The organism is Pseudomonas abietaniphila (assembly GCF_900100795.1).
GTDB classification, from domain to species: Bacteria; Pseudomonadota; Gammaproteobacteria; order Pseudomonadales; family Pseudomonadaceae; genus Aquipseudomonas; species Aquipseudomonas abietaniphila.
Genome location: NZ_FNCO01000006.1, coordinates 196,560 through 218,490, shown reverse-complemented (window position 1 = coordinate 218,490; position 21,931 = coordinate 196,560). Strand labels below are relative to the sequence as shown.

The window sequence follows — 21,931 nt, the reverse complement described above, 5'->3', positions numbered from 1 at the left end:
GTTTCAGGTCCGGGGTGTTTTTCATTGGGATCCCCCTGATGATCCTTATGTTCGGCGCCGTTGCGTTCACGGGATTGACCACGTCCTCTGAACCTGCTTCGGATCGCGGCTGGCTGCCGGTCGTGGCGGCACCGCTCGAACACAGGATCGGCCTGATCGGGCGAATTGTGCCCGCTTCATCGATCACCCTGAGCGCGCCCTTCGAGGGGACCGTCGAGGAAAAACTGTTTTCCGACGACCAACGAGTGGCCAGGGGGCAATTGCTGCTCAGACTCAACACCGACCTGCTGGGCATGCAGATTCGCGACGCGTTGGCCGAACGTCTCAAAGCCGAAAGCGCAGTGAATGCGCTTGTAAACTGGGCTGATGGAGAGGAAATGGCGCGAGCGCGCAGGGCATTGAGCAGCAGCCAGCTGGGGCTGGCCGACACCCGACGCAAGCTTGTCGAAACCCAGGGATTGCTGGAGCAAGGCATCGTCCCGCGGATGGAGGTCGACAGTCTCGAGCAGCAGTTGAACACCCAGCGTCTCGATGTGAAGGCCGCTCAGGCCGAGTTGCTCCAGACAAGCAAGCGCGGGCAAGGCGAGCATCGACAAATCGCCGACATGCAACTGGCCAACGCTCGTGCGCGCCATGAGTCATTGCTGGTTTTGGCGCAGCGTGGCGAAGTTCGGGCACCGTTCGCAGGCATCATCGTGCGCCTGCCGCAAGGCCCTTCGGGCAGTGCTGACAAGCCGGTCGAACCCGGCGTGCGCTTGAACCAAGGGCAGGCATTGTTCGGCATTGCCAGCGTCGAACACCTGAGCGTGATCGCCAAAGTCGATGAGATGGACATCAACCAGCTGCGGGAGGGCATGGCTGTCGATATCAGCGGTGACGGCTTTGAAGGCGCGTTGCGCGGCACCATCAGCTCGGTCGGCGCACACGCTGTCGGCTCCGACCTGCACGGCGATGGCGCGTCCTATCACGTCACCGTCGCGATGGCGGCGCATGAGCCGCCAAGCGCCTCTGGATTGCGTTTGGGTATGAGCGCCCGCCTGTCGATTCTCAGCTACCAGAACCCCGACGCCGTGGTGCTGCCTGCTGATGCAATCGGCGAAGAGGGCGGCAAGCACTATGTGTTTCATCGACCTGCTTTAGATCAACCCGGTGTGCGTCGTTCCGTCACCTTGGGCAAAACGACCGCACAAGGCGTTGAAGTGTTTGGCTTGGAAGCCGGTTTTGTAAGAAGGGAGGTGAGTATGAATTAGTTATTCGCGTGGAAGTTTTTCACCCGTAATAAATAGGCTTGGAGTTTTTTATTGAGCTTCGCTTAAAGGGTTTCCTTTGCCTGTAAAATAAAAATTTTGGAAATTATTCATGAATAAAAAGTTATTGCCGTTTGCATTGTTGTTCGTGTCGGTGTCGGGGATGGCAGGCCAGGCGTCCGTCACTAAAGTTGATACACCCAATAGAATCGTGCTACCAGGAGGGACGGGCCTTTCTGTTTATACTATCGGCTCTCGGGATATGCAGGGCCAGACCATCGCTAAAATTGATTCGATTGAATGGAGTACCACAGGTTATCCGCGAAGCATTGGTGAAGCTGTAGAACTGTGCTTCCGTACTTATGGGGCAGGCACTCGATGTGTTCCTATTGCCCCTAACTCTTATGGCGTTAGTTACGACTTTAATGACGAGTCTTTCTATCCAGGTGCTGGTGTAAATATTCGACACACTACCACCGCAGGAAGCGCCCGAAATAGTCAGCCCTCTGGGCAGGATACGGTGCGATTTAATATTAGTTATTAATCGAATAGCCCGTCCTCGGAGTGCGAGGACGGGCACTCGTTTTTTCAGGGAGTCGTTATGCGCATTTCCACATCGGAACAAAATCCCGCCGTACCTCTACCCGTATCGAATAAGGAGCGGCTCAGCACTTCCAGACCTACTCCGGAAGCAACGAGCTCCGGGGCAGCACCGGCGTCTCCTGTCTCCATCAGCGGCAAAGCCTTCGTTATGGCGCGGCTGTTTGAGGGGCATGTTCTTGAACCTGCGGTTGTCCACTATGCGCCTGGGCTGGATTCGATGTTTCCCACGTACTTTCTGACTCAAGGTGATCGAGAGCTTCTGGGCAGTGTCTATGAGTTTGCACAGGGCGAAGGTATCGATCTCGCGTACGTCGATGATCTTGCTGGGGGGATTGCCCATTACCGCCGAGCCGATAATGGAAAAGAAGTTTTGCCTCAACGACCCCTTATGCGATTCGACATGGAGGGGCATGAAGTGACTTACACGTTCAATGAGAAGGCCGCTGCCACGGCGAACCGCATCATGGCCGGAGAAGGCATCAAAAGTACGGGGTTTGACAAAGGCTTTTTGCGATTTGCGCTCGATGTTGCTTATAGTCCGATGAGCACCCTCAACTTCGATTTTCTTGAGCAGGTCGTGAACCGATTTTCGGACGTGGGCGCGACGGTCACTGACTTAGGCAATCGCTTTTCTCATTTTCAGCGCGGCGAGAAAAATTACATCAAGCATGTTTCCAAGGAGGTGTACGACATTTGTACATCCAGGCGAATCGCGAATGGATCAAAAACGGATATTGGTAAAGCCTCCCAAAAGCCGGACCCGTTAGGCTACGTAAACATCCCTCAGGATCTATCAACCACTTTGCGACAAGTCATTCAGAAGTACCTGCAAAAAAGCGGTATCCCTACACTCTTTGACATGATCGCTCGTCTCCGATGCTGACTCACTCAAGCTCCGGACTCAATGTCTCACACGCCCTCACACCGGGCTTGGCCGAGGTCACTCGGTTTCGCCCGGTGCTCTTGGCGTCGTACAGCGCCATGTCGGCTTCATGCAGCCACATGCCCGCGTCGGTGAGGTGCGAGGCGTAGGGCGCGATGCCGATACTCAGGCTGAGCTTCAGGTCGGGGAGGGCTGAGTGGGTGTGCTCGTGGACCGTGCGCCGCAAGCGTTCGAGAATATCGGTTGCCTGGGCCAGTGTGGTGTCGGGGAGGATCACGCAGAATTCGTCGCCCCCGTAGCGACCCGCCAGATCGGTTTCGCGCAGGCCGGCGGTAAGGACGCCGCTCAGTTGTTTGAGCACGTTGTCGCCGATGATGTGGCCGTACGTGTCGTTGATGGTCTTGAAATGATCGATGTCGATCAGCGCCACGCTGTTCTGCCGGTTCAGGGTCTGGCAGTTGTTGAACTCGACGGTCAGCAGGTCTTTCCATGCGCCGTGGTTCATGAGGCCGGTCAGGCTGTCTGTGGTGCTGAGCTTTTCCAGTGCTTTCTTGCTTTTGGACAATTGCACCGCCACGCGATAGCAGACCAGGCCGATCGCCATCGGGTAAATCACCAGCATCGGCAGGCAGGCGTACACCTGCACTTGGGTGATCGCCGGAAACAGTGCCGGCAGGAGCATGAACCAGCCCACCAGCGCGCCGGCTATTTGCGCCCCGCAGCCAACCAGAAACAATCGTGGGCCGCCCGCCGCAATGTTATTCATCGCCAGCATCGACAGCGCCGTGACCGTAGGCAAGGGATTGAGGCCCATTGCCCCGGCCCAGAATCCGCCTAACAGCGAATCGTAAATAAGGTTACGGCGCTCGGCCGCGTAGGGCTTTTTTGAGTGTTTGGCCAGCAGGTACGCCATGTGTGACCAGCCGTATCCGTGCAGAACCAGCGCGACCCATACCCACGCAGGTGGGTGTGAAGGGTACAGCGCGGCGGCGACCGTGAAGAAGCCGATGCCCAGCCCGACCGTGCGCGGCACGTACATTCGCCGAGCAAACGAGAGACCTTTATGACGTGAGGTGTTCATAGCTCTTCACCGGGTTCATGACGCCGCATCCCGACTGAAACATCGGCCACACCAACGATTCAGAGTGTCGCTTGCCTGCTGGATGCTGGGAAGAGCCATTTGCCACTATTAACCAAATAATCGACACCGGCTGTCGCTCTGTTCAGCCCCGAGCGCCCAGTCGAATGCGCCAAGCGTAGTCGGTATTGGTGGGTACACCACCGGGCAGCTCATCTGTCAGGGTCGATTTTTCCGTGATCTGTGTCTTTTATGGCTGCCGGTGGTGCGATGCAATGGCGCGACCCGCCGAGCGCCGTTCGCCGGCTCTCCGAACCTGCCGCCGGACCTCCTCATGCCAGAACTCGCCAACCTCGTTGCCTTTGCCCTCATCTCACTCGGAATGGTCCTGACACCGGGGCCGAACATGATTTACGTGATTTCGCGATCCATCTCACAAGGTCGCAAGGCCGGTCTGATCTCCCTTGGCGGCGTCGGCATCGGTTTCATCTTCTATATGCTCTGCGCCGCATTCGGCATCACCGGCCTGGTCATGGCCGTGCCCTACGCCTACGACACCTTGCGCATCGCGGGCGCCCTGTACCTGCTCTACCTCGCCTGGCAAGCCGTCAAACCGGGCGGCCGCTCGCCTTTTCAGGTCAAAAACCTGCCGCAGGACAGCCCCAAACAACTGTTCCTCATGGGCTTGATGACCAACCTGTTCAACCCGAAAGTCGCGGTGCTCTACCTGTCACTGCTGCCGCAGTTCATCACGGTCGGCAACGGCACCAGCGTCCTCAGCCAGTCGCTGGTGCTGGGCAGCGCGCAGATCGGCGTCAGCCTGACCGTGAACGCGATGGTCGCCATGGCCGCAGGCTCGATCGCAGTCTTCCTCTCCACCAAGCCGACTTGGGCCAACGTTCAGCGCTATCTGATGGGAACGGTGTTGTTTGGATTTGCAGTACGGATGGCGGTGGAGGGGCGTAGGTGAGGGGCGTGGGTGCCAAGCTTGAAAAGTGATGCTTTTAAGGCTTCAATTGCTGCCTTTAAAGCAGCAGTCAGGTGATTAACGTGCTGTCTACATTTCTGTTCTCTGAGTACCGCAGAAAAGTGCTGGCACTGCTATTGCTGCACCCTGAAACGCAATATCACCTGCGAGAAATTGCACGACTGACTGACACCCTGTCCGGAACGCTGAGTCGCGAGCTGACCAAAATGGTAGAGGTGGGGGTGCTGCTAAAGGAGCGTGTCGGCAACCAGGTGCAGTATCGGGCGAACCGGCAATGCCCTATTTTCCCCGAGCTCGTCAGCATCTTGCTCAAGACCGACGGGGTGGTCGAAGCACTGGCTCAAGCGCTCGCTCCGTTGTCAGATCGAATTGCCTGCGCATTCGTGTTCGGCTCGATGGCGAACGGCAGAGCGACCTCCGAAAGTGATATTGATCTGATGGTCATCGGCAACGTCGGTTTTAGCGAGCTGGTGACGCACCTGTATTCATTGCAGGACCGCGTGGGACGGGAGATCAATCCAAAGCAGTACCAACAGCAAGAGTGGTTCCAATTGTTAACAGAGCAAGGTGGCTTCGTGCGCGATCTGATGGCCAAGCCTAAGATGTTCGTCATAGGTTCGGAGGACAATCTGACCCATCACATGGAGTGAGCAATGACACTGGATAACCTGCTTGGCAGGGCTTGGAAAGCATTCCCAAAGATGTTGGAAATGTAGAGCGACTCATGGCGGTCGCGAAGAGAAGTCTTGAAGACGCGCAGCTTCCGGGAATGAGTTCTGAGGGGCGGTTCGACATGGCGTACAAGTCGATCATGCAAGCCGCCAACGCTGTATTGCAGGCGAACGGCTTTCGCACATTAACCAGCAAACCCGGGCATCACCAGACGATGATCCAGACATTACCGTTGACGATTGGTTTGGAGAGGACTCGGATGATTACCCTGGATGGGCTGCGTAAACAGCGCAATCTCAGCGATTACTCCGGCGATCCCGTAAGCGAATCGATGGCGCAAGACGCTCTAGACCAGGCCCGAGCCCTCATGAATGACATAACGGTCTGGATGAAAAGTAACCAATAACGCTCGATTTTACGCTGCTTTTAAGGCTGCAATCGCTGCCAAAAAAGCAGCAACCCTCACCTGCCGCCCGTCAAGCTGTTCACCAGCGCTTCATGCGATTTGACGTCTTTTTCCAGCGAAATCACGTTAACCACGGCAGTGCGATTGCCTGAGATCGCGGCAATGGTGGTGCTCAGCACCTTGCCGCCTTCAACGCTGCCGGAAATGTCGAGCTGGCGCAGATCGAGGCCTTGGCGGACGATCTTTTTCTCGCCCAGCTTGCTGAAGTCCTTGTAGCTGGACTGCTGCTGGACGAGGGTCTCCGCGATGATGTTGTCCAGGGTCTGGGAGTCGTTGGACGGAGCGTTCTGCCCATCCGGCAACGGTGTTTCGGTCACGATCACCACGCGTTTCTCAGGTTTGTTCATGTACAGCGAACCGGTGACGCCAGCGGCGCGGGCCTTGTCGTCAATCTCTTCCATCGGCCCTTCGACGTAATCTTTCGGCAGGGCGAAAACGTACTTGCCGCCAAGCATCGTGACCTGCTGCGTCGCGGATGGCGCGGGCACGGGCTTGGGCACGGTCTTGGCGGACTTCGACGTCTTCGATGTCTTCGAGGTTTTGGACGTCTTGGAGGTCGCGGAGGTCTTGGTCGTCTTTGAGGTTTTTGATGTCTTTGAGCTTTTGGCGGTTTTTGACGTTGTGGACGTCTTCGAGGTTTTGGCGGTCTTCGAAGGGGTTGAGGTCTTCGAGGTCTTGGACGACTGAGTGGTTTTGGTCGAGGTGGCGGGCTGCGCAGTGTCAGTCGCCGCCTGCGCACCGGTCATGCCCAGGCACAGAGCCAGAACACCACTGACCACGACAGTTTTCAGATTGAGCGAGCGCATTCCTACCTCGTTAAAAGCCAATTCCTACAGAGGGTCGGCATTTTGCCTGACGCAGAGAAGCCGTAGATAGGTTCATGTCCAACATTCAGACGCCGTGCATCTCGGTGACGGTTGGTTTCGCCGGACGCCTTACAGGTTGCCCTTGTTCAGGTTCGGCGCTGTCGTCGACAGCGTTGCCGCCATCGCAATGAATAACGCGCTGTGTCTGAAAGAGTCGTTCACTGTTAACTATTCCTCGCAGACTGTATTGGTGAATGACAGTGGCTTGATAGAGAAGCGCTCATTACTTCTCATACTGTTTCAACTTTCTCGCGCTCAAAAAAAAGCCGCTGGGGACAGCGGCTGAAGTTTGGAGCTTTGAGACCCCACGTCGGGAGCAACGCGGAACTGGATGAAACAACAACGTGAAACGGACAGAGGCTGAAACGGCGTACAGGTCAGGTGTGCTTGGCATTCTCCGCTTGAGGGTTATAGGTTGAGGCTTGCTGATTCCTGCTCTGTTCCCTCGCCTGGGCGGTGAGGGCTTCCTCGTACTGCTCCAGGTTTGCATGAATCACATCATTACGGGCAACAAACGCTGGCGACTCTTCCGCCATTGCAAAAGGTGCCGTTAAGAACAAAGAAACAATAAGAGCGCTGGCAATACCAATGGATTTGAACATCTGAATAAACCTTCTTGCTCGTGCAAGTTCGATTAGGTGAGGCCACTTTAAGAACCATGGCCTCACGGATCAAATGAAACCCGGGTAAATATTGGTTAGCGAAAATGTTATGTACAGAGGTGGGAATTAATTAACCGTGCAGATTCATCCTGTCTGCTTTTGATTGCTTTCTAGAATGCTGAGTACAGGTTGAGCTTCCTGGTGGCAGGCTCGTGCGTCGAACAGCTCCGCGGCAGTTCGCTCAGATCCTTCCTTGACAAGGCTAAAAAAACCAAGCGTCATGTGTCCACGTTTCATGGAATGTGGACACTCTGGAGGTCGGTCAATATGAAGGGCCAGGACGTATTGCTTCTGTTCAAAATGGCGAGCCTCCATGCGCAGGAGGAGATGAGACCGGAAGGGCCTGGGGGGAACAGCCTTTTCGGCAATCTTTCGGAGATTGATTTACTGGATCGTCGCTTCACAACGGGCTCTCGGTTTACGGCTGTTTCAGCGGAGCCGGAAGATCTTGTTAGCACCATCAACCGTCTAGGGGAGGCTGTATCGGCCGAATGGACAGGATGGGAGGGGAACGATGAGCAGGTTTCGCCTGTACCTGAGCGCTGGTCCGACAGCTATTCCCTCAGGTCTCTGTCAGATTCACTAGGGATCAGCAAAAGCGAGATTTCAAATTCGATCAACCGTTGCCGCACGGCTGGGTTGTTGACGAGCGACTACCAGACCTCCTTGCCCAAGGTGAATCGGGATGAGCTGCTTAATATCACCGAATACGCACTGAAATACTTTTTCCCTGTGAAACCGGGCGCATTGACGAGAGGCATTCCGACGGGTTTTGCCTCGCCTGTACTCACGAAACACCTGAAAAGTGCCGGTAATCAGATCATCGTCTGGCCGGATCCTCACGGAAAAGAAAAAGGACAGGCCGTCGAGCCTCTTTACAAAACCGTCGCTCATGCGGTGAAACAGGATCGAACCTTGTATCACTATCTGGCTCTGGTTGATGCTATTCGACTCGGCGGGCCGAGGGAAACGGCCGTAGCAGTCAAACTATTGAAAGCAGGGATGAGGATATGAGCGAGGCGGCGAATCACAATTTCGACATGCTCGGCCACGTGGCGGACGGTTTGGGGGAGGAGCTTCTTAAGGAAGTTGCTTTCGTGGGTGGGGCCACGACATGGCTGCTTTGCACGGATGATGCCGTACTGGATGACATCCGTTATACCGAAGACGTCGATCTGGTGATCGAACTCGCGGGGATAGCGGACTGGAAGGCTCTCACCGAGCGGCTGGCGACCAAGGGCTTCAAGATCACCCGGGAAGACAGCGATTACACCTGCAGATTCCGATTCCACGAGCTGATCGTCGATGTCATGCCATCGATTCCTGAAATATTGGGCTATGCGAATCGGTGGTTCGTGGATGGCTTGGCGCAAGCTGAGCAATTTCAGCTTCCAGGCGGACACAGGATTCAGATCTTCAAGCCAACCTATTTCCTGGCGACGAAGCTGGAAGCGTTCAGAGGGCGAGGGTGCGGAACCGCGTATCACAAGGACTTCGAGGACATTCTAGTTTTGGTGGACGGGCGTGAAGAGTTGCTGAATGAGGTCAGGCTGGCGGAGCCCGAGCTGCGGTCGTATATCGCTCAGGGAATGCTCGAATTAGTGGGGCTGAAAACGGCGTCGTATGCCATCGAGAGTTCAAGTTCGGTAAGAGCCAACCCTGGGCGCGGGAAATTGATCTTCGACCGCTTCAAGGCGCTGGCTGACCTCTCATGATCCACTTCACACGCTCCATCCAGGGACGCAAATGCGAAGTGACCAGTGACCATGTAGGTGCTTCGTATGAAGGCTCCACAGGGTTGTTCGTCATTGCTGATGGCACTTCGAGGCCCCACAGCACGCTATTGGCCGAGGCATTTGTGCGCCATGTCATCGCTCATTATGAAAAAGGGCGCGCACATAGCGAAGGCGCCACCCTCGAAACGGCCGCCCAATACCTCGAAACGATGCTGAATGACACACATGCTGAGTTATTCACCGACCCGTGCCAAGGTTCGGCAAGTTATCTAGTAGCACTCATTGAAAATGAGGTGCTGACGCTCGCGTATGAGGGCGACTGCTGCGCGGGTCTTGTGCGAGCCGGAGGGCAAATTGAATGGCTGAATTCTCCACATTGCATGGCGAACTGGCGGCGGAACCGAACACACAGCGATATAGCGTCAGATCGCGGGCGGCATCGTCTGACTCGAAGCTTGCGCGTTGGTAGAAAGCCCGAGCCGGACACCATGAGCCAACAGAACGAGCCCGATGCCAGGATTATTCTGGCCACAGATGGTTTCTGGGCGGAGTTGAGCGACGTCCATCAGGCAACTTTACTGGCCTTCCCTGAATCAGAGTCTCCGGGGGCGGAAGATGACCTGACCTGGATCGACCTGAGACTGCACAGTTGATTCACCGCACCTTCATCGCCGCAAAAATCGGCCGAATCCCCCGACACTTCGGATAATCCACGCAGCCCCAGAAATTCCCGCCAGCGTTCTTCCCAGTTCGTGCCAGCTTCGTCACCATCGGTTTTTTACAGAACGGGCAGGCCGGCGCCTTGGGCTCAACCTTCACCTCAGGCACTGCCTGCGGAACCCTATCTTTCACCACGGGGGCTTTAATATCCGGCGCAACCACTGGCTGCTCAACCCGCTCTGCAACCACCTCAACCGTCGGCCGCGGACCCGGTTTCTTCATCTCCGCAATCCACTGCCTTAACACCGCGCCATCCACCAACTGCACATTGCGCCCCGACGCAAACGCCCGCGCCGGTTGGGTAAACGTCCCACTGGTCACCACGAAACCGCCGACAGCGCCCTCAGCCGCCATCGCCCCATACAACTCACGCACCACCGGCACACCCACCTGCACCGAACGCCACTGCTTGCACTGCACCAGGTACGTCTCGCCGTCCTTTCGTGCAATCAGATCCATACCGCCATCTGGCCCGTTAGCACCCGTTTCCTGCACGGCATAACCCCGGCGCCGCAACGCCTCACCGACCAGCAGTTCAAAGTCATGCCAGCTGATGCTCAGCAGCGTATTGCCTCCGGGCGTGGTGACTGAATCCAGAAGATGTCGGCGTTTTCGGCGCTTGAAGATCGAAGCAACCGCGCCGCCGATAAAGATCAGCGGCACAAAGAACTGTCCAAACGTCGCCATTCCCCGAAACGCCGACGTCGTCAGTACCGTATCCATATGCCGCACATCGACCGTGGTCGGCATCGGTGTGCTGGCGACCGAATGCAGATAAAGCCCCGATGCAATTGCGAGGGCAAGACAAACCCACCAAGGGAGCTTGCTGGCGAGGTAGATGAAGCCTTCAAGAGCAGAGGTTTTCTTAGCCATGTCCGTGGTCTGTTTCGTAATCCGTGAGGGGAAAAGTAAGTCAACATATGCCGCAAAATCCACGCCGTAGCAGTCCGGCTTGCCGACGGCAGCGATCGTAATCTCGATACCCCAAATAAGTCGGACGCAAACGAAAAGTCTTTAAGCCGCCTCACCCCTGAGCGTGGGGACGATCCGTAGCGCAGAGAGAAGGTTACGCTCAGCTCTCCAGAGCGAGAATGATCAGGGTGTTTCCAAAAGCTTTGATTTCGGCGTTCGTAGGACTCATCCGTGCTTCTGGTAGGTCTTGTCTGTTTCATCCCAACCCACATTCCTGAACGCCGATTCCTCGCGCAAACTCCGCGTCCGCCTACATCCCGGAACGCATTCAGTGAAACAGGAAAGGACTCACTACCGCGGCCACTTCGGCGTGTACTTCTCCGTCACACGATTCACCGTCATGCCCGAAGACCGCCTGGCACTTCGAACGCTGCACTTCTGCGACGCTGGATGCGACTACTGGCGAGTCCAAGACTTCATCACCGAAACCTACGACCGCATGCTCGCGCAAAAGCGGCCGTGTGAAATGGTCGTCGCAGTATCGAGGCCATTAACGCGGGATCAAGCGCAATTGTTCAATGATCAGAACGACGCTTTAGCGCTCGCGACAGCCGGCATCATAGGAAAGGCATTTCCGGTACTGAAGCCCTGGCAGAGGAAAGCGACCGGAGCTGCGTCGGGATTTTCTCTTAAGTTTGCGCTCGATACGCGACACGCCGGTGACGTCATCGTCGCGGTTCAAGCATGGGTGGAAGGCGGTATCGGCCAACAGCATTCATCGCGGACCATGCTCATCAAAAACACAGGAGGCGCTCAGTGACAGTGCCCATGATCGTTGGTCTGGGTATGACCATCAGCCTAGCGCTCATCTACAAACTCAAACCGAGATTCTGGCGGAAGTGGTTGGGGTTGATGATGCTGACCACCGGCGTTATTGCCTTTTTCAAGCTCTTCGATAAAAGTCACGAACTGTTCGCAGCGCTTCTAATGCTGTTCAATTCTGGCTACAGCCTGTTCTCTGCCCGCGATCAATTCACGAAGGAAGAGGACTGATCCCATGCTCTTCATCTTGGGGATATTCCTCTCCTACACCGCCTACTTCGTGCTCAACCGCAAACTCATACACAAACGCCCCCGCAAATGGACTGGCCTCGCCCTCATCATCGTCGGTGCCACAGCAACCTTCACCCTCGACACACACATCGACGACTTCTTCATCTGGGGCTTTGTCGTCGCGTGGGTTATAGGTCTCGAACTGTTCTTCAACTGTGAAAAATACAAAGACTATTACTGGTAGGGCATAAGAAGGGACTGCCCGTAGGCTTGCGTTGCTCTCGCACCCCGGCACAGCCCGACGGACTGCCATAACACCGACCAATGTTCCGCCACACTCAGCGAATGGGCTAGGGCTGCGCAGACGATGGGCTGTCTTGCCGGTAGGTCTTCACGGGATCAATAACCAAGCGCTCGACCTGGCTGTCCAACTCATCGCTGTGATACAGATCCAGGCACTTCAACAGATCGAAACGAACGCCCTTGATTTCCGCCTCAACCAACGGATTCTGATAGTCCTTCGCCAGATACTCATCCACCAAGCGCTTGATCTCATCAGGCGCCTTCTCCAGGTCGTACTCAGTCCAATCCCGTAACGCACTGACGCTGCTCCCCGCATCAGTGGCTGCAGGTTTGTCGCCTTTGTAGGCATTCGCTACGCAAGTGGCCAGCACCATGTCTTTGAAGTTCTGCGCGTTGGTACGGGCGCCAGCTTGTGGAGAATCAACTGCGCCTGCCATCGAGCAGCAAAGCGACAAAAATACGAAAGCGCTTGAAAAGGCGAGAGAGGGAGATAAGTGCAAATTCACGGCAAACTCCAGAAATTGGCTCGATCAGTCCGGTAGTGCGATTCGGGTGAGTTGAAGTAGCACTGGTCGTAGCATCGACCTCCATCGAACAACGTCGCATGGCCTTGCGCATCAGACCAGCCCGAAACCTCAAAAAGGATCACGCCTCTCCTACCGGAGAACTCTCCCGAAGGCGGATACTGCACAACGTCCGGCTCACCCCATCGTTGACGCAAAAAGGTAATCAGGTTTCTAACGCGGAAAAAATACTGTCGTTTGTCCGCGCCAGAGACGGTTTGCCCGGCAATAGCGGGAATGACCAGCCCAGCCTCATTGAATATGTAGCTCATACGAACAGCGCAGGTATTGCTCCAGCGCTGCGCCGGGTCAGGGTTGTTGATGTTTTTCTCAACGAAGCCCCCAATGATTTTGGCAACCTTGGCGCCGGAATTAGAAGGATCGTATATGCGCTGCGAAGCAGACCAAGCGAAACTGAATAGCGGCCGGTTCATTCCACATCCTTGATTTGGGTTTTGACTTGAAAGTCGCGACCCTACCAGCGTTTTTGAATGCCCAACCGTCTTCAAAAAAATCCGGATTCGCCCTACCTATAGCCAAGCATCATTCCTACATAATCGTGGTTTGAGCGCTAACACGACGTTGCAGCGAGAGAGCAAACTGCAAAAAGCTCAAACAAGGGCTGATCGATTCTGGCGCTATCCCTTCATCAGCGCATACACCGCCGATTCGCTCATCACCAATGCCTCTTCCTCACCCTGCCCATCGACCAGCGTCACCACCATATGCTGATCCGCATCCAGCTTGCGCGTTGTGCGCTCGTTCAGCAGCCAGCCCATGAGCCGGCCAAGATCACGGGGCAGAATCAGACTCCGGAATCCAGGAGGAAAGTGCGTAGGGGACGGTTGGCGGTGGAAAGGGGTGGGAGAGGCGGACTTGTCCATGTCCGTATATCTTCTTGATGACCTTTCATGGCTAAGGGTTTCGGAAGCTAAGAAACCCCAAAGTAGTAAACGAGCGGGACGCATTCCCCTCACCGGTCTATTAGACTACTCCCGAATTAGCTGAGATTTTGGGAAGCGCAGCCGGAGGACGTAGGCCTAAAATACTGCATCTGTCGGGAACACAACTGCCGCTGCTTTGTACTTTTTTGTCTGCGTTTCTTAGGCGCTTGGGAAAGTAGGGTTATGTGGCAAGGCCGCAAGGCTATAAGTCGCAGAAGCCTGATAATGGTTTTTTGCAAGGTTGCCAGCGCTATGCCACTATTTCCATCCCTGACTTGGATTTTTTCATTTCCTGCTCCGAGTCTTTCTCCGAACAGTAGGGATACTAATGGTTGATTACAGCATTGACCCAGCGTATGACAAATGCCGCGCTTTTATTGATGAATGGCGTGCGCAAGGTAGGAGTTGGGAATTTGTAGCCATGCTTGGCCGAAAAGGAGAATCACTCGAAACGGCTAATGAGTGGCTCGTCTCACAAGAGGAAATGTCTGACTGGCCATCGCTTGGCGAAAGCCCGGAAGAGCGTTTCGAGCGGTGGAAAGAGATCGTTCGTCATAAGGAACGAGCGGAACAACACTCTGTCGCTGCTGGCAGGCCATTGATCGTTGTCGGTCCTGAAGAGGCTGATCCGGGATTGGCTGTACCGCAGGACACGCGCAGTGCTTGGCAGCTATACAGAAAGCATCTTGTCGCGCAAGGCTGGAAGGAAGCTTCAGTCGACAATATTCAAGCTTCAGCGTTGCGGATCCTCAAGCATCTTCGCCAGAACACAAAAGACCGATCAGCCGTAAAAGGGCTTGTGGTCGGGCATGTTCAGTCCGGCAAGACAGCCAATATGGCTGGCCTGATTTCCATGGCAGCCGATTACCGCTGGAACCTGTTCGTAGTGCTCACTGGAACCCTCGAAAACCTACGAGTACAAACCAGCAGGCGCTTGATTGGCGACTTGTTTCAGCATGACGGTAATCTCAGTTGGAAGTCGATTGAGCATCCGTCGCGGAACAGCCCCTACGGAGCGCGAGCCCAGGACATGCAGTTTGATGCTGGCCGCAGAGACCGGCATCTTGTTGTTTGTTTGAAAAATCCTGCTCGCCTGAGACATCTGATCGCTTGGGTCGAGGCGCATAAGCTTGGGATGGCACAGATGCGGCTCGTGGTGATTGACGATGAGGCTGATCAGGCAGGGATCAACTCTAATGACGTTTCAACGGCAGAACGTACGGTCATCAACGGCCTTATTCTCCAGTTGACCAAGTTGCCGCTGCAAAGTGTTAACTATGTCGCCTTCACCGCCACACCTGCCGCTAACTTTCTCAATGAAGGACCAGGAGATACCCTGTATCCAAGTGATTTCATCGCTGCCCTGCCGCAAGCAGACGAACATTTCGGGCCTGTGCAGATTTTCGGTTATCCAGAAAATGAGATGGAGCCTCTGGGTATCATTCGTGAGGTCTCGGACCAAGACCTGGAGCAGGTTGGCAGTCTTCACAGCGGTGAAGCGCTCGCACTCCCCCACGCGTTAAGGGAAAGCTTAATCTGGTACCTGTGCTGCGTTGCTGTTATGCGTTTATCTGGAGCAGCGAAGCCTGTGAGTATGTTAATCCATACGAGTGCAAGGCAGCTTCACCACGAAGCCATGAGCGACGCGGTCCAGGCAGCGCTTGAGGCGTGGGCACAGTTGAGAGATGACCAACTGATAGCTACTTTGAAGCCTGTGTGGGACAAGATTTCATCAGATCTGAACGTCGCGCAGTTTTCCGAGCGTTTCCCCAAGTATGGGCGGTTGTCAGAGCTCCATGAGCTGCCTGCCTTCGAGAGTTTTTTCGCAGAAATACGCACGCTTCTCGACACGGTGACGGCTATCCAGCTGGACGAACAATTTGAGCGCAGGTATCACCGCGGTATTCACGTGTGCGTCGACAACTGTGCGAATAACGGGGTGACTAATGAGAACGAAGTTCGTCGGCTGTTCTATCCCGATTCACAGCAACAATTGGATTTCTGCACTGCCTTCATCGTCATTGGTGGCGGGACGCTTTCTCGTGGATTGACGATAGAAAATCTAGTCAGCACCTTTTTTCTGCGTGGCTCCGCGCAAGCAGATTCCCTGATGCAAATGGGACGCTGGTTTGGTTACCGCAAAGGCTATGAATTGTTACCTCGCATCTGGATGTCTGATGACACGAGGGAAAAGTACGAATTCATGACAGTGGCTGAAGAGGAGCTTCGTGACGATCTCCAGCGTTTCATGTATGGCGGCGCGAGGCCCGAAGAGTTCGGGCCTCGCGTCCGAGTGCATTCGAGGCTTGCCTGGATTCGTCCGACAGGCGCGAACAAGATGCAGCAAGCGATCAAGGCGGAATTCGATTTCTCAGGTATCAGCCGGCAAACAACCGTTTTCCATGACGGCGACGATGCGTTTGAGGTGCTTGGCGCCAACTTAGCTTCGACGGAGAAGTTTCTCGGTTCGGCAGGAGCCAACCTCGAGCCGTCCGAGATGAAGGGGGCTAATAGCCTTGTCTGGCGAAATGTTGATGTTGACCAGATTGCGGATTATCTCGCCAGCATGTCATTTCATGCTGGAAACCAGTTCTTCTCAGACATGGAAGCATTTCTGAAATGGCTTGGTGAGCACGCTCAGAACGCCGGCTACATGAAATGGAACGTGGTAGTGGCGGGCAGCGCGCCGAAGCCAGACAACCGCTGGGAGATTTCAGATAAGGCGGTTGGTCGAGTCAACCGTAGCCGATTGGGTGATAGACGTTCTGATGAGGGAGTTTCAATCGGTGCGCTGAGAGATCCGAGAGATCTACTCGCGGACGCTCGGGGACTTGGAGAGGATGATATTCCTAAGGCAGGATTTAGTAATGAAGCGGTGGCGAGGCTTCGTCGCGATGGTGAGGTTGGGACAATACCTCAACTGCTGATTTATCTGATCGATAAGGACAGTAAACCGCGTGAACCCAAAGTTGCCGCAGCACCACGTAGAGCAAGAGCACCGCTCAAAGCGAAGGCAGACATCGTAGGCTTGAGCCTTTATCTGCCGGGCTCACATGGTAAGCAGAAACACTACGTCACTCACGTGACGGTCCATGTCCCGGAAACCTTTTCAGGGGCGGAAGAGAGTCTTGAAGAAACGGTAGGCTTGATTAACCCATGAATTATTACAGCCTGCCACTCCAACCCATGCAGGAATCCGGTGCATTCCTACTTCGCGCGTTGCAGAACGAAGAAACACCGTTGCTGGACCTTCTGGTACGCGAATCCGTTCAGAATGCGCTCGATGCAGGGCGCAACGGTAACAAGGGGAGCGCGGTCTCGGTAGATTTCCACATTCGCGAACATCCGCTTGAGGCTATTGCATCCACGTTTGGTGAAGGACTGAACTTGCAAATGCTTTCGAAGCGCTATCCGCGTACTCCGAAGCTTCTTGAGATTCGCGATTCCGGGACCGAGGGTTTAACGGGGCCGATGACTTTCGATAGCGTTGGAGCCAATGGCCAACATGGCAACTTCCTGAAGCTTGTGTTCGAGATCGGCCGAACGCGCTCGGACGATGGCGCTGGCGGTTCTTGGGGGCTGGGGAAAACCTGTTACTTCCGTATGGGGGCTGGCCTGGTCATTTACTACAGTCGGATCAAGACGGCTGAAGGATATGAAGAGCGGCTGGTGGGTTCACTGGTGGAAGACGAAAGCCGTCCCGACCGCTTGCAGCTCAAGACTCAGACCGGCATCGCTTGGTGGGGGGCAAGCGATTGCCAGCAAGCAATCACGGCGCCCGAGCGCATTCATGAAATCCTCGCTGCATTGGGTGCTCAGCCATTTACAGGTGGCTCAACCGGAACGGCAATTATAATCCCGTTGCTCAAGGACAACCTTCTACCAATATTCGATGAAGATAGCGCCCGCGCACCGTGGTGGTTCAGTAGTTACGAAGATTACGTCAATGTCGCGATCCAGCGCTGGTTCAGCGCGCGGCTGGATAACCCGTTCTTCGCTGGAGGGAGGTATCTGCAAGCATCGGTTAACGGTAAGGAAATAGCCTGCGAGGACATGTTGCCGATCTTCCGAGTGAGTCAGTGCTTGTACGACCGGGCAGTAGGGGAAGTGCCTAAGGCTGGGGATTACTTGGCAACTAGGGGCGTCAAAGATGACGACGTGCTCTGCAGATCCATCCAGTTACGTAATGAGTTTGTCGGCAATGGCTCGGCAGGTGAACTCCGTGCCGTGGCAATCACTCCGAGCCAGTTGCATATGGATGCCCCAGATAACGCACCTAACCCGGAACTCTGCATATTTGGCAAAGTTGACAGCGCTGCGCCCCATCGACCGATCGTGACATTCATGCGCTCTCCAGGAATGAATATCTGCTGGGAGGACAGTATAGATTCGCGAGGCTGGGCTGGCGGGTTTGCCGGCTTTGTAGATGGCCGATATGTTGTGGCCCTGTTTCTTCCGGAGTCTAGTCAGGAACTTCAGCCATCGGAAGCTCGGGGATTACGCTCGACCGTGCAGAGCCTCGAAGGATATTTGAGGAGTTGTGAGCGTGCGGATCATGCCGCTTGGGTGGACATAAGCGGTGGGAGAGTTGTTGAGAAGATTCGTGCCCAGTGCGGCAGGGCTTTGAAGGAGTTCGGGGTGCCACCGCAGCCAAGTATCACTGTCAAGCCTTCAATGCGGATGTCGCGCAAACTTGCCGAGCTTGTGCTGCCCAACCGTGGGTTTGGTGGTGATGGGCGCTTTGGCAAGGCATCTCGGCGTTCAACGGTTGGCTCGGCCTCTAGGGGGAGTGCGGTACCTTCTCCTGATTTGGAGGTGTTGGATCTACGGTACGAAGCGTCCACCATCGTCATGAAGTGGCGCTTGAGATGGGGCATGGTACAGCCAGATTTACCTAGGGAGATTACCCTTTGTGTTGATTCTGAAGCTGGGCCGATCACTCCTGCCAAATGGGCAGAAAGCAAGCTTGGCGCGTTTCCATTTCAGTTGCAGTCACCGACCATCAGCAGTGCCTCGGCTTCAGTGAAGATCGAGGAAGCGTCCGAAAGAATAGTTATCAGCCTTCCTAAGGGCACGGTTGAGCAACTGGGGTTGGTTCTGGAGGGTGACCTTCGCGTGAGAATGGCTGATTCTGATGGGAGCAAGTTGTTGCGGCCGGTGATTGATGTACGGATTTCAGATAAGTACGGAGCGGCGTTGTGAGCACTCGCCTGCCACTGTATCGAATGCTGGATGCGCCAATGGGGCGTGGAAACGAAGCGCAAGTAAGCTATGGATTTCGATCGCATGATGGCCTTGATCCGGGCGCGCTACCGTTGAGTCGCGATCAATTTTCCTTAGGCAAGGATAGCGACTGGAACCCTGCCGAACACCCTTTGGTGATTCAATGCTCGACTGATCGGGCCCTGCTCTTGGAGGCTATTTTTGGCGCCGACGGTGTGGCGGGAATTGATGCTGAGGTGTTGATTGCGCTGGAGTGGACATCCGCAGACTCTTGCTGGAGAACGCTTGGGCCGGTTATTTCCATGAGAACCTCAGATAAAATTGGGCCAGTTTTATTAGATATCGAACTAGAGCCTGGGACAGTCAGAGGTAGCGGTTTCTTATCGATCCAAGCCTTTCTGGGCCAGCATCAAGGCGCATTCGTTCCCGGATTTGCGCATCAACTAGGCGCGCGATTGGGTCCGCTGGCATCAGCAATTGAAATTGTTATTGACGGCGACGGTTCGCTTTTCCCTGTACTGGAAGAGCCGCTAGGTGCCAACGGGCCACTGTGGGAGTTAAAAGCATTCTGGAGCGATCCACAGGATGAACCATTCACTAGCGACTACGTTGCTCTTGTACTGAACAACAATCACCCGCATTTCGATCAACTTCGTGACCGGCGAGGCTTGAATCTAGAGCAGTCGCCCTTGATGAGGCAGGTGTTCGCTGCTTGGCTTTCTTTAGTAATATCCAAGGTGAAAGAGGATATGGGGGCTCAGTTCGACACCTTTCTGGGCGTGCTGAATTCCGATGACGGGGTTGGAAGCATTGCTGACGCCGTGAGTTCATTCATTAGATTGGGTGGCTTGAATACAGCCTCACTGCCAGAGTTGTTCGTATCCACTCAATGCTGGCTTGATCGTCGAGTTCGGGAATTGGAGACATTGGAATGACGTTCCCGACATTGAATCTCAAACTTTCGCAGCGCCAATTCGACGCAATGGTCAAAAAAGGCGAGTTTCGCCCTGACATACTCAATCCGGAAATGGAGGATTTACGTAACAAAATGCTTGGAATCGTGCCGCTGTATGACTCCACAGCAGGAAGCAACGCGTCAGGGCCTGGCGTTTACGACATCAAAGTGGGCCTCGCTCTCTACAAGCTTTTGAGAGATGCCGGGATGGATATTCGAACAGCAGCTGACGATGGCTGGTGGCGCTTTCTTTCCTTACGCGTTCTGCCGGACCTAGTGAAGAGCCGTTGGGAAGCTGCACCTCCAGTGCGCTTCTGGGTGGGGCGAAGTCGAATCTGGCTACGGGCGCTGTGGTGGACTGTTCACTTGACATGGCAGGAGTCTGAGGAGAATACCCAGAAAGTACTAGAAGATGTGACCACAGATACGGTCGTGCAACTAGTTGAACGCCCAGGCAAGGGGGGATTCAGAATCGACCTAACGCGGCAGATTTTCAGGGTCAGAAGGTTGCGCAAGCCTTCTCAGGATCAGTTCAGAGCAATCATGAAACTCAACACGGCTCAGATCGTTTTGAAGGAACCTATGTTGTGTCATGGCGGTATGGCTGGATACGTCGATGCGCTATTCACTGACGTGGGATGCCCGCCGATAGCTAGGAATGCCAACCATGACTGATTTGCTGAAAGAAATTCAACGAGGTTTTGCGAACCTTGGTCAGAGTGGTCGGATGCTACCTATCAAGCAGATGCCTTCAGGCTATCCAGCATGGGTCTTCCGGGAGGATGACAAGTTTGGAGTTGCTGTCGAGTGCTCCGAATCATTGCAGGTCTCAGAGGGCTTCGCTGGCGCTAGGCTTCGGACGCTGAGGCGGGTGGTCGAGGGCCGAGAGAGACACTTCCTAAGACTGGAGTCATCCATGGGATGGCTGCGCAATGAGTTCGGAATAATCTGCGAGCACATGGTGACCGTCGTATCTGGTACTGCCACACGCGAAGCGCTTGTGGCTGACCCGCTGGTATGGTGGCAGCGGTGGCGACACTTGTTGGGTAACGCACTGGTCGACAAGCATGGCTATGACGTGCTCGCTGAGCTGTTGGCCCTAGAAGCGCTGGTTATCAATGGGGCAATTGTCGAATGGAGTGGTCCCTTCGGGGGCGTGGTCGATATCAAGACTCCGACGGGTGATTATGAAGTGAAATCGACGATCAGTCGGTACGGCTCAGTGATCAACATCTCCGGACAGTTTCAGTTGGCCGCTTCGACTGGCAAACCTTTGCAATTGATTCATTTCAGGTTTGAGCCTGTCGATGATGGAACGTCGATCGATCTGGTTTGTGATCGCCTCGTAACACTCGGTATCGATGCCTCTATGCTTGAAAACGGACTCCAGCAGCTTGGAATGGAGGCAGGATGCTCTGCCCGGAAAGAAGAGTACAACGTGCTGGAGGCCAGATGCTATGTAGTTGATGGCAGTTTTCCGAGAGTCGTACCTGAAAGTTTCGTAGATGGGACGCTGCCGGCAGGCGTTGTTCAGTTGGAGTACAAGGTTGATCTTTCTGGCTTGGCGTCTCAAGGGCTATAGAAACTGGTTGCCTGTACCGGGTCATCTGCCCTACGGTCCGACAGTAGTACTCAGTCGGGGCGAGGGCGTAGAAAACTCGGGCCACGAGATACATTTTTGATTAAAATCCTGCACGGCCTCCAAGAGCCATGTCATCTCTACCTCCGGCTTGCGTATCCCGCACTCCCAAAGCTCAAAGACCCGCCAGCCTAGCTCGAGTAGCGCTGTCTTGTTTCTGAGATCGCGCCTCACGTTCTGGTCAAATTTCGTGCGCCAGAACTCTTCGCGAGTACGCGGGTTTGTGGCATACCTGCACCTTGGATGGCGATGCCAGAAGCAGCCGTGAATGAAAATGCAGACGTTGTAGCGCGGTAGTACGACATCTGGCTTACCTGGAAGCTCACGAGGATGCAGGCGATACCTGAAGCCATGCTTGTGCAAGAGCTTCCGGACCTTCATCTCGGGAGATGTGTTGCTGCCACGAATGGCGGCCATC

The 21,931-nt window shown here is 54.9% G+C and carries 26 protein-coding genes; 18 read left to right on the top strand and 8 right to left on the bottom strand.

Annotated features, from left to right (window positions below; translation table 11 throughout):
• Positions 1–38 precede the first annotated feature (38 nt).
• From BLS87_RS13790 to BLS87_RS13785, 3 genes are all read left to right on the top strand, one after another.
• Complete coding sequence (locus tag BLS87_RS13790; RefSeq protein WP_167362061.1) at positions 39–1,250, top strand: efflux RND transporter periplasmic adaptor subunit; 1,212 nt, start codon at positions 39–41, stop codon at positions 1,248–1,250.
• 109 nt (positions 1,251–1,359) lie between these two features.
• Complete coding sequence (locus BLS87_RS33745; RefSeq protein WP_143024379.1) at positions 1,360–1,791, top strand: hypothetical protein; 432 nt, start codon at positions 1,360–1,362, stop codon at positions 1,789–1,791.
• A 57-nt stretch (positions 1,792–1,848) separates the two neighbouring features.
• The gene (locus tag BLS87_RS13785) at positions 1,849–2,733 is read left to right on the top strand and encodes a hypothetical protein (RefSeq protein ID WP_074753040.1); all 885 of its coding nucleotides are present in this window, start codon (positions 1,849–1,851) and stop codon (positions 2,731–2,733) included.
• A gap of 1 nt (position 2,734) precedes the next feature.
• Here the strand turns inward: BLS87_RS13785 and BLS87_RS13780 are convergent, their stop codons facing one another.
• Positions 2,735–3,814: a diguanylate cyclase gene (locus BLS87_RS13780; protein WP_074753039.1), complete on the bottom strand. Its 1,080-nt coding sequence runs from the start codon at positions 3,812–3,814 to the stop codon at positions 2,735–2,737.
• Positions 3,815–4,145: 331 nt separating this feature from the next.
• On the opposite strand from BLS87_RS13780, the gene BLS87_RS13775 reads away from it, so the two are divergent.
• From BLS87_RS13775 to BLS87_RS13765, 3 genes are all read left to right on the top strand, one after another.
• Entirely contained in the window at positions 4,146–4,781 is a 636-nt protein-coding gene (locus BLS87_RS13775) for a LysE family translocator (RefSeq protein WP_074753038.1), read from the top strand.
• Between the two features lie 71 nt (positions 4,782–4,852).
• Positions 4,853–5,449 (top strand): nucleotidyltransferase domain-containing protein, encoded by a 597-nt coding sequence (locus BLS87_RS13770; RefSeq protein ID WP_074753037.1) that lies wholly within the window; start codon positions 4,853–4,855, stop codon positions 5,447–5,449.
• A 74-nt stretch (positions 5,450–5,523) separates the two neighbouring features.
• Entirely contained in the window at positions 5,524–5,877 is a 354-nt protein-coding gene (locus tag BLS87_RS13765) for a DNA-binding protein (protein WP_208605163.1), read from the top strand.
• Between the two features lie 56 nt (positions 5,878–5,933).
• On the opposite strand, the gene BLS87_RS13760 is transcribed toward BLS87_RS13765, so the two are convergent.
• A complete protein-coding gene (locus BLS87_RS13760; RefSeq protein WP_143024378.1) occupies positions 5,934–6,425 on the bottom strand; it encodes a DcrB/PsbP domain-containing protein in 492 nt (163 codons plus the stop codon).
• A gap of 4 nt (positions 6,426–6,429) precedes the next feature.
• On the opposite strand from BLS87_RS13760, the gene BLS87_RS33360 reads away from it, so the two are divergent.
• Complete coding sequence (locus tag BLS87_RS33360; RefSeq protein ID WP_143024377.1) at positions 6,430–6,624, top strand: hypothetical protein; 195 nt, start codon at positions 6,430–6,432, stop codon at positions 6,622–6,624.
• Between the two features lie 556 nt (positions 6,625–7,180).
• Here BLS87_RS33360 and BLS87_RS13750 read toward each other — a convergent pair.
• On the bottom strand, positions 7,181–7,405 hold the full coding sequence (locus BLS87_RS13750; RefSeq protein WP_074753035.1) for a hypothetical protein: 225 nt from the start codon (positions 7,403–7,405) through the stop codon (positions 7,181–7,183).
• 327 nt (positions 7,406–7,732) lie between these two features.
• On the opposite strand from BLS87_RS13750, the gene BLS87_RS13745 reads away from it, so the two are divergent.
• Genes BLS87_RS13745 through BLS87_RS13735 form a run of 3 tightly spaced genes read left to right on the top strand, consistent with a single transcriptional unit; the run spans position 7,733 to position 9,854 of the window.
• Complete coding sequence (locus BLS87_RS13745) at positions 7,733–8,479, top strand: MarR family transcriptional regulator (protein ID WP_074753034.1); 747 nt, start codon at positions 7,733–7,735, stop codon at positions 8,477–8,479.
• Positions 8,476–9,180, top strand: coding sequence for a hypothetical protein (locus BLS87_RS13740; protein WP_074753033.1), 705 nt, complete (start codon positions 8,476–8,478; stop codon positions 9,178–9,180). The genes BLS87_RS13745 and BLS87_RS13740 overlap by 4 nt, the downstream gene beginning before the upstream one ends.
• Positions 9,177–9,854, top strand: a complete 678-nt coding sequence (locus tag BLS87_RS13735; protein WP_074753032.1) for a PP2C family protein-serine/threonine phosphatase — start codon at positions 9,177–9,179, stop codon at positions 9,852–9,854. Before BLS87_RS13740 ends, BLS87_RS13735 begins: the two co-directional genes overlap by 4 nt.
• A 1-nt stretch (position 9,855) precedes the next feature.
• Here the strand turns inward: BLS87_RS13735 and BLS87_RS13730 are convergent, their stop codons facing one another.
• Positions 9,856–10,794 (bottom strand): restriction endonuclease, encoded by a 939-nt coding sequence (locus tag BLS87_RS13730; RefSeq protein ID WP_074753178.1) that lies wholly within the window; start codon positions 10,792–10,794, stop codon positions 9,856–9,858.
• A gap of 439 nt (positions 10,795–11,233) precedes the next feature.
• On the opposite strand from BLS87_RS13730, the gene BLS87_RS13725 reads away from it, so the two are divergent.
• From BLS87_RS13725 to BLS87_RS13715, 3 genes are read left to right on the top strand one after another with little or no spacing between them, the layout of a single operon-like run.
• The gene (locus tag BLS87_RS13725; RefSeq protein ID WP_143024376.1) at positions 11,234–11,653 is read left to right on the top strand and encodes a hypothetical protein; all 420 of its coding nucleotides are present in this window, start codon (positions 11,234–11,236) and stop codon (positions 11,651–11,653) included.
• Complete coding sequence (locus tag BLS87_RS13720) at positions 11,650–11,886, top strand: hypothetical protein (RefSeq protein WP_143024375.1); 237 nt, start codon at positions 11,650–11,652, stop codon at positions 11,884–11,886. The genes BLS87_RS13725 and BLS87_RS13720 overlap by 4 nt, the downstream gene beginning before the upstream one ends.
• A 4-nt stretch (positions 11,887–11,890) precedes the next feature.
• Positions 11,891–12,130: a hypothetical protein gene (locus BLS87_RS13715; protein WP_074753029.1), complete on the top strand. Its 240-nt coding sequence runs from the start codon at positions 11,891–11,893 to the stop codon at positions 12,128–12,130.
• Between the two features lie 106 nt (positions 12,131–12,236).
• Here BLS87_RS13715 and BLS87_RS13710 read toward each other — a convergent pair whose 3' ends face one another.
• The 3 genes from BLS87_RS13710 to BLS87_RS33740 form a co-directional block, all read right to left on the bottom strand.
• Positions 12,237–12,626: a type VI secretion system amidase immunity protein Tai4 gene (locus BLS87_RS13710; protein ID WP_083370677.1), complete on the bottom strand. Its 390-nt coding sequence runs from the start codon at positions 12,624–12,626 to the stop codon at positions 12,237–12,239.
• 65 nt (positions 12,627–12,691) lie between these two features.
• A complete protein-coding gene (locus BLS87_RS13705) occupies positions 12,692–13,186 on the bottom strand; it encodes a type VI secretion system amidase effector protein Tae4 (RefSeq protein ID WP_074753027.1) in 495 nt (164 codons plus the stop codon).
• Between the two features lie 204 nt (positions 13,187–13,390).
• The gene (locus BLS87_RS33740) at positions 13,391–13,636 is read right to left on the bottom strand and encodes a BRO-N domain-containing protein (protein ID WP_143024374.1); all 246 of its coding nucleotides are present in this window, start codon (positions 13,634–13,636) and stop codon (positions 13,391–13,393) included.
• 388 nt (positions 13,637–14,024) lie between these two features.
• Here BLS87_RS33740 and BLS87_RS13700 point away from each other — a divergent pair, with 388 nt between their 5' ends.
• Genes BLS87_RS13700 through BLS87_RS13680 form a run of 5 tightly spaced genes read left to right on the top strand, consistent with a single transcriptional unit; the run spans position 14,025 to position 21,456 of the window.
• A complete protein-coding gene (locus BLS87_RS13700; RefSeq protein ID WP_074753026.1) occupies positions 14,025–16,856 on the top strand; it encodes a Z1 domain-containing protein in 2,832 nt (943 codons plus the stop codon).
• Positions 16,853–18,898: a hypothetical protein gene (locus BLS87_RS13695; protein ID WP_074753025.1), complete on the top strand. Its 2,046-nt coding sequence runs from the start codon at positions 16,853–16,855 to the stop codon at positions 18,896–18,898. Before BLS87_RS13700 ends, BLS87_RS13695 begins: the two co-directional genes overlap by 4 nt.
• Complete coding sequence (locus BLS87_RS13690) at positions 18,895–19,854, top strand: hypothetical protein (RefSeq protein ID WP_143024373.1); 960 nt, start codon at positions 18,895–18,897, stop codon at positions 19,852–19,854. The genes BLS87_RS13695 and BLS87_RS13690 overlap by 4 nt, the downstream gene beginning before the upstream one ends.
• Positions 19,851–20,549 (top strand): DUF6339 family protein, encoded by a 699-nt coding sequence (locus BLS87_RS13685; protein ID WP_074753023.1) that lies wholly within the window; start codon positions 19,851–19,853, stop codon positions 20,547–20,549. The genes BLS87_RS13690 and BLS87_RS13685 overlap by 4 nt, the downstream gene beginning before the upstream one ends.
• Positions 20,542–21,456 (top strand): PD-(D/E)XK motif protein, encoded by a 915-nt coding sequence (locus BLS87_RS13680; RefSeq protein WP_074753022.1) that lies wholly within the window; start codon positions 20,542–20,544, stop codon positions 21,454–21,456. The genes BLS87_RS13685 and BLS87_RS13680 overlap by 8 nt, the downstream gene beginning before the upstream one ends.
• A 30-nt stretch (positions 21,457–21,486) precedes the next feature.
• Here BLS87_RS13680 and BLS87_RS13675 read toward each other — a convergent pair whose 3' ends face one another.
• Positions 21,487–21,930 (bottom strand): very short patch repair endonuclease, encoded by a 444-nt coding sequence (locus tag BLS87_RS13675; RefSeq protein WP_341845432.1) that lies wholly within the window; start codon positions 21,928–21,930, stop codon positions 21,487–21,489.
• Position 21,931: the final 1 nt, after the last annotated feature.

Bases quoted from the DNA above. Each gene is read 5' to 3' on its own strand.
- BLS87_RS13685 (WP_074753023.1), top strand. From the start codon at position 19,851: ATGACGTTCCCGACATTGAATCTCAAACTTTCGCAGCGCCAATTCGAC.
- BLS87_RS13675 (WP_341845432.1), bottom strand. From the start codon at position 21,930: ATGGCCGCCATTCGTGGCAGCAACACATCTCCCGAGATGAAGGTCCGG.
- BLS87_RS13775 (WP_074753038.1), top strand. From the start codon at position 4,146: ATGCCAGAACTCGCCAACCTCGTTGCCTTTGCCCTCATCTCACTCGGA.
- BLS87_RS13785 (WP_074753040.1), top strand. From the start codon at position 1,849: ATGCGCATTTCCACATCGGAACAAAATCCCGCCGTACCTCTACCCGTA.
- BLS87_RS13750 (WP_074753035.1), bottom strand. From the start codon at position 7,405: ATGTTCAAATCCATTGGTATTGCCAGCGCTCTTATTGTTTCTTTGTTC.
- BLS87_RS13695 (WP_074753025.1), top strand. From the start codon at position 16,853: ATGAATTATTACAGCCTGCCACTCCAACCCATGCAGGAATCCGGTGCA.
- BLS87_RS33745 (WP_143024379.1), top strand. From the start codon at position 1,360: ATGAATAAAAAGTTATTGCCGTTTGCATTGTTGTTCGTGTCGGTGTCG.
- BLS87_RS13710 (WP_083370677.1), bottom strand. From the start codon at position 12,626: ATGGCAGGCGCAGTTGATTCTCCACAAGCTGGCGCCCGTACCAACGCG.
- BLS87_RS13790 (WP_167362061.1), top strand. From the start codon at position 39: ATGATCCTTATGTTCGGCGCCGTTGCGTTCACGGGATTGACCACGTCC.
- BLS87_RS13725 (WP_143024376.1), top strand. From the start codon at position 11,234: ATGCCCGAAGACCGCCTGGCACTTCGAACGCTGCACTTCTGCGACGCT.
- BLS87_RS33740 (WP_143024374.1), bottom strand. From the start codon at position 13,636: ATGGACAAGTCCGCCTCTCCCACCCCTTTCCACCGCCAACCGTCCCCT.
- BLS87_RS13780 (WP_074753039.1), bottom strand. From the start codon at position 3,814: ATGAACACCTCACGTCATAAAGGTCTCTCGTTTGCTCGGCGAATGTAC.
- BLS87_RS13715 (WP_074753029.1), top strand. From the start codon at position 11,891: ATGCTCTTCATCTTGGGGATATTCCTCTCCTACACCGCCTACTTCGTG.
- BLS87_RS13700 (WP_074753026.1), top strand. From the start codon at position 14,025: ATGGTTGATTACAGCATTGACCCAGCGTATGACAAATGCCGCGCTTTT.
- BLS87_RS13705 (WP_074753027.1), bottom strand. From the start codon at position 13,186: ATGAACCGGCCGCTATTCAGTTTCGCTTGGTCTGCTTCGCAGCGCATA.
- BLS87_RS13735 (WP_074753032.1), top strand. From the start codon at position 9,177: ATGATCCACTTCACACGCTCCATCCAGGGACGCAAATGCGAAGTGACC.
- BLS87_RS13765 (WP_208605163.1), top strand. From the start codon at position 5,524: ATGGCGGTCGCGAAGAGAAGTCTTGAAGACGCGCAGCTTCCGGGAATG.
- BLS87_RS13740 (WP_074753033.1), top strand. From the start codon at position 8,476: ATGAGCGAGGCGGCGAATCACAATTTCGACATGCTCGGCCACGTGGCG.
- BLS87_RS13745 (WP_074753034.1), top strand. From the start codon at position 7,733: ATGAAGGGCCAGGACGTATTGCTTCTGTTCAAAATGGCGAGCCTCCAT.
- BLS87_RS13730 (WP_074753178.1), bottom strand. From the start codon at position 10,794: ATGGCTAAGAAAACCTCTGCTCTTGAAGGCTTCATCTACCTCGCCAGC.
- BLS87_RS13680 (WP_074753022.1), top strand. From the start codon at position 20,542: ATGACTGATTTGCTGAAAGAAATTCAACGAGGTTTTGCGAACCTTGGT.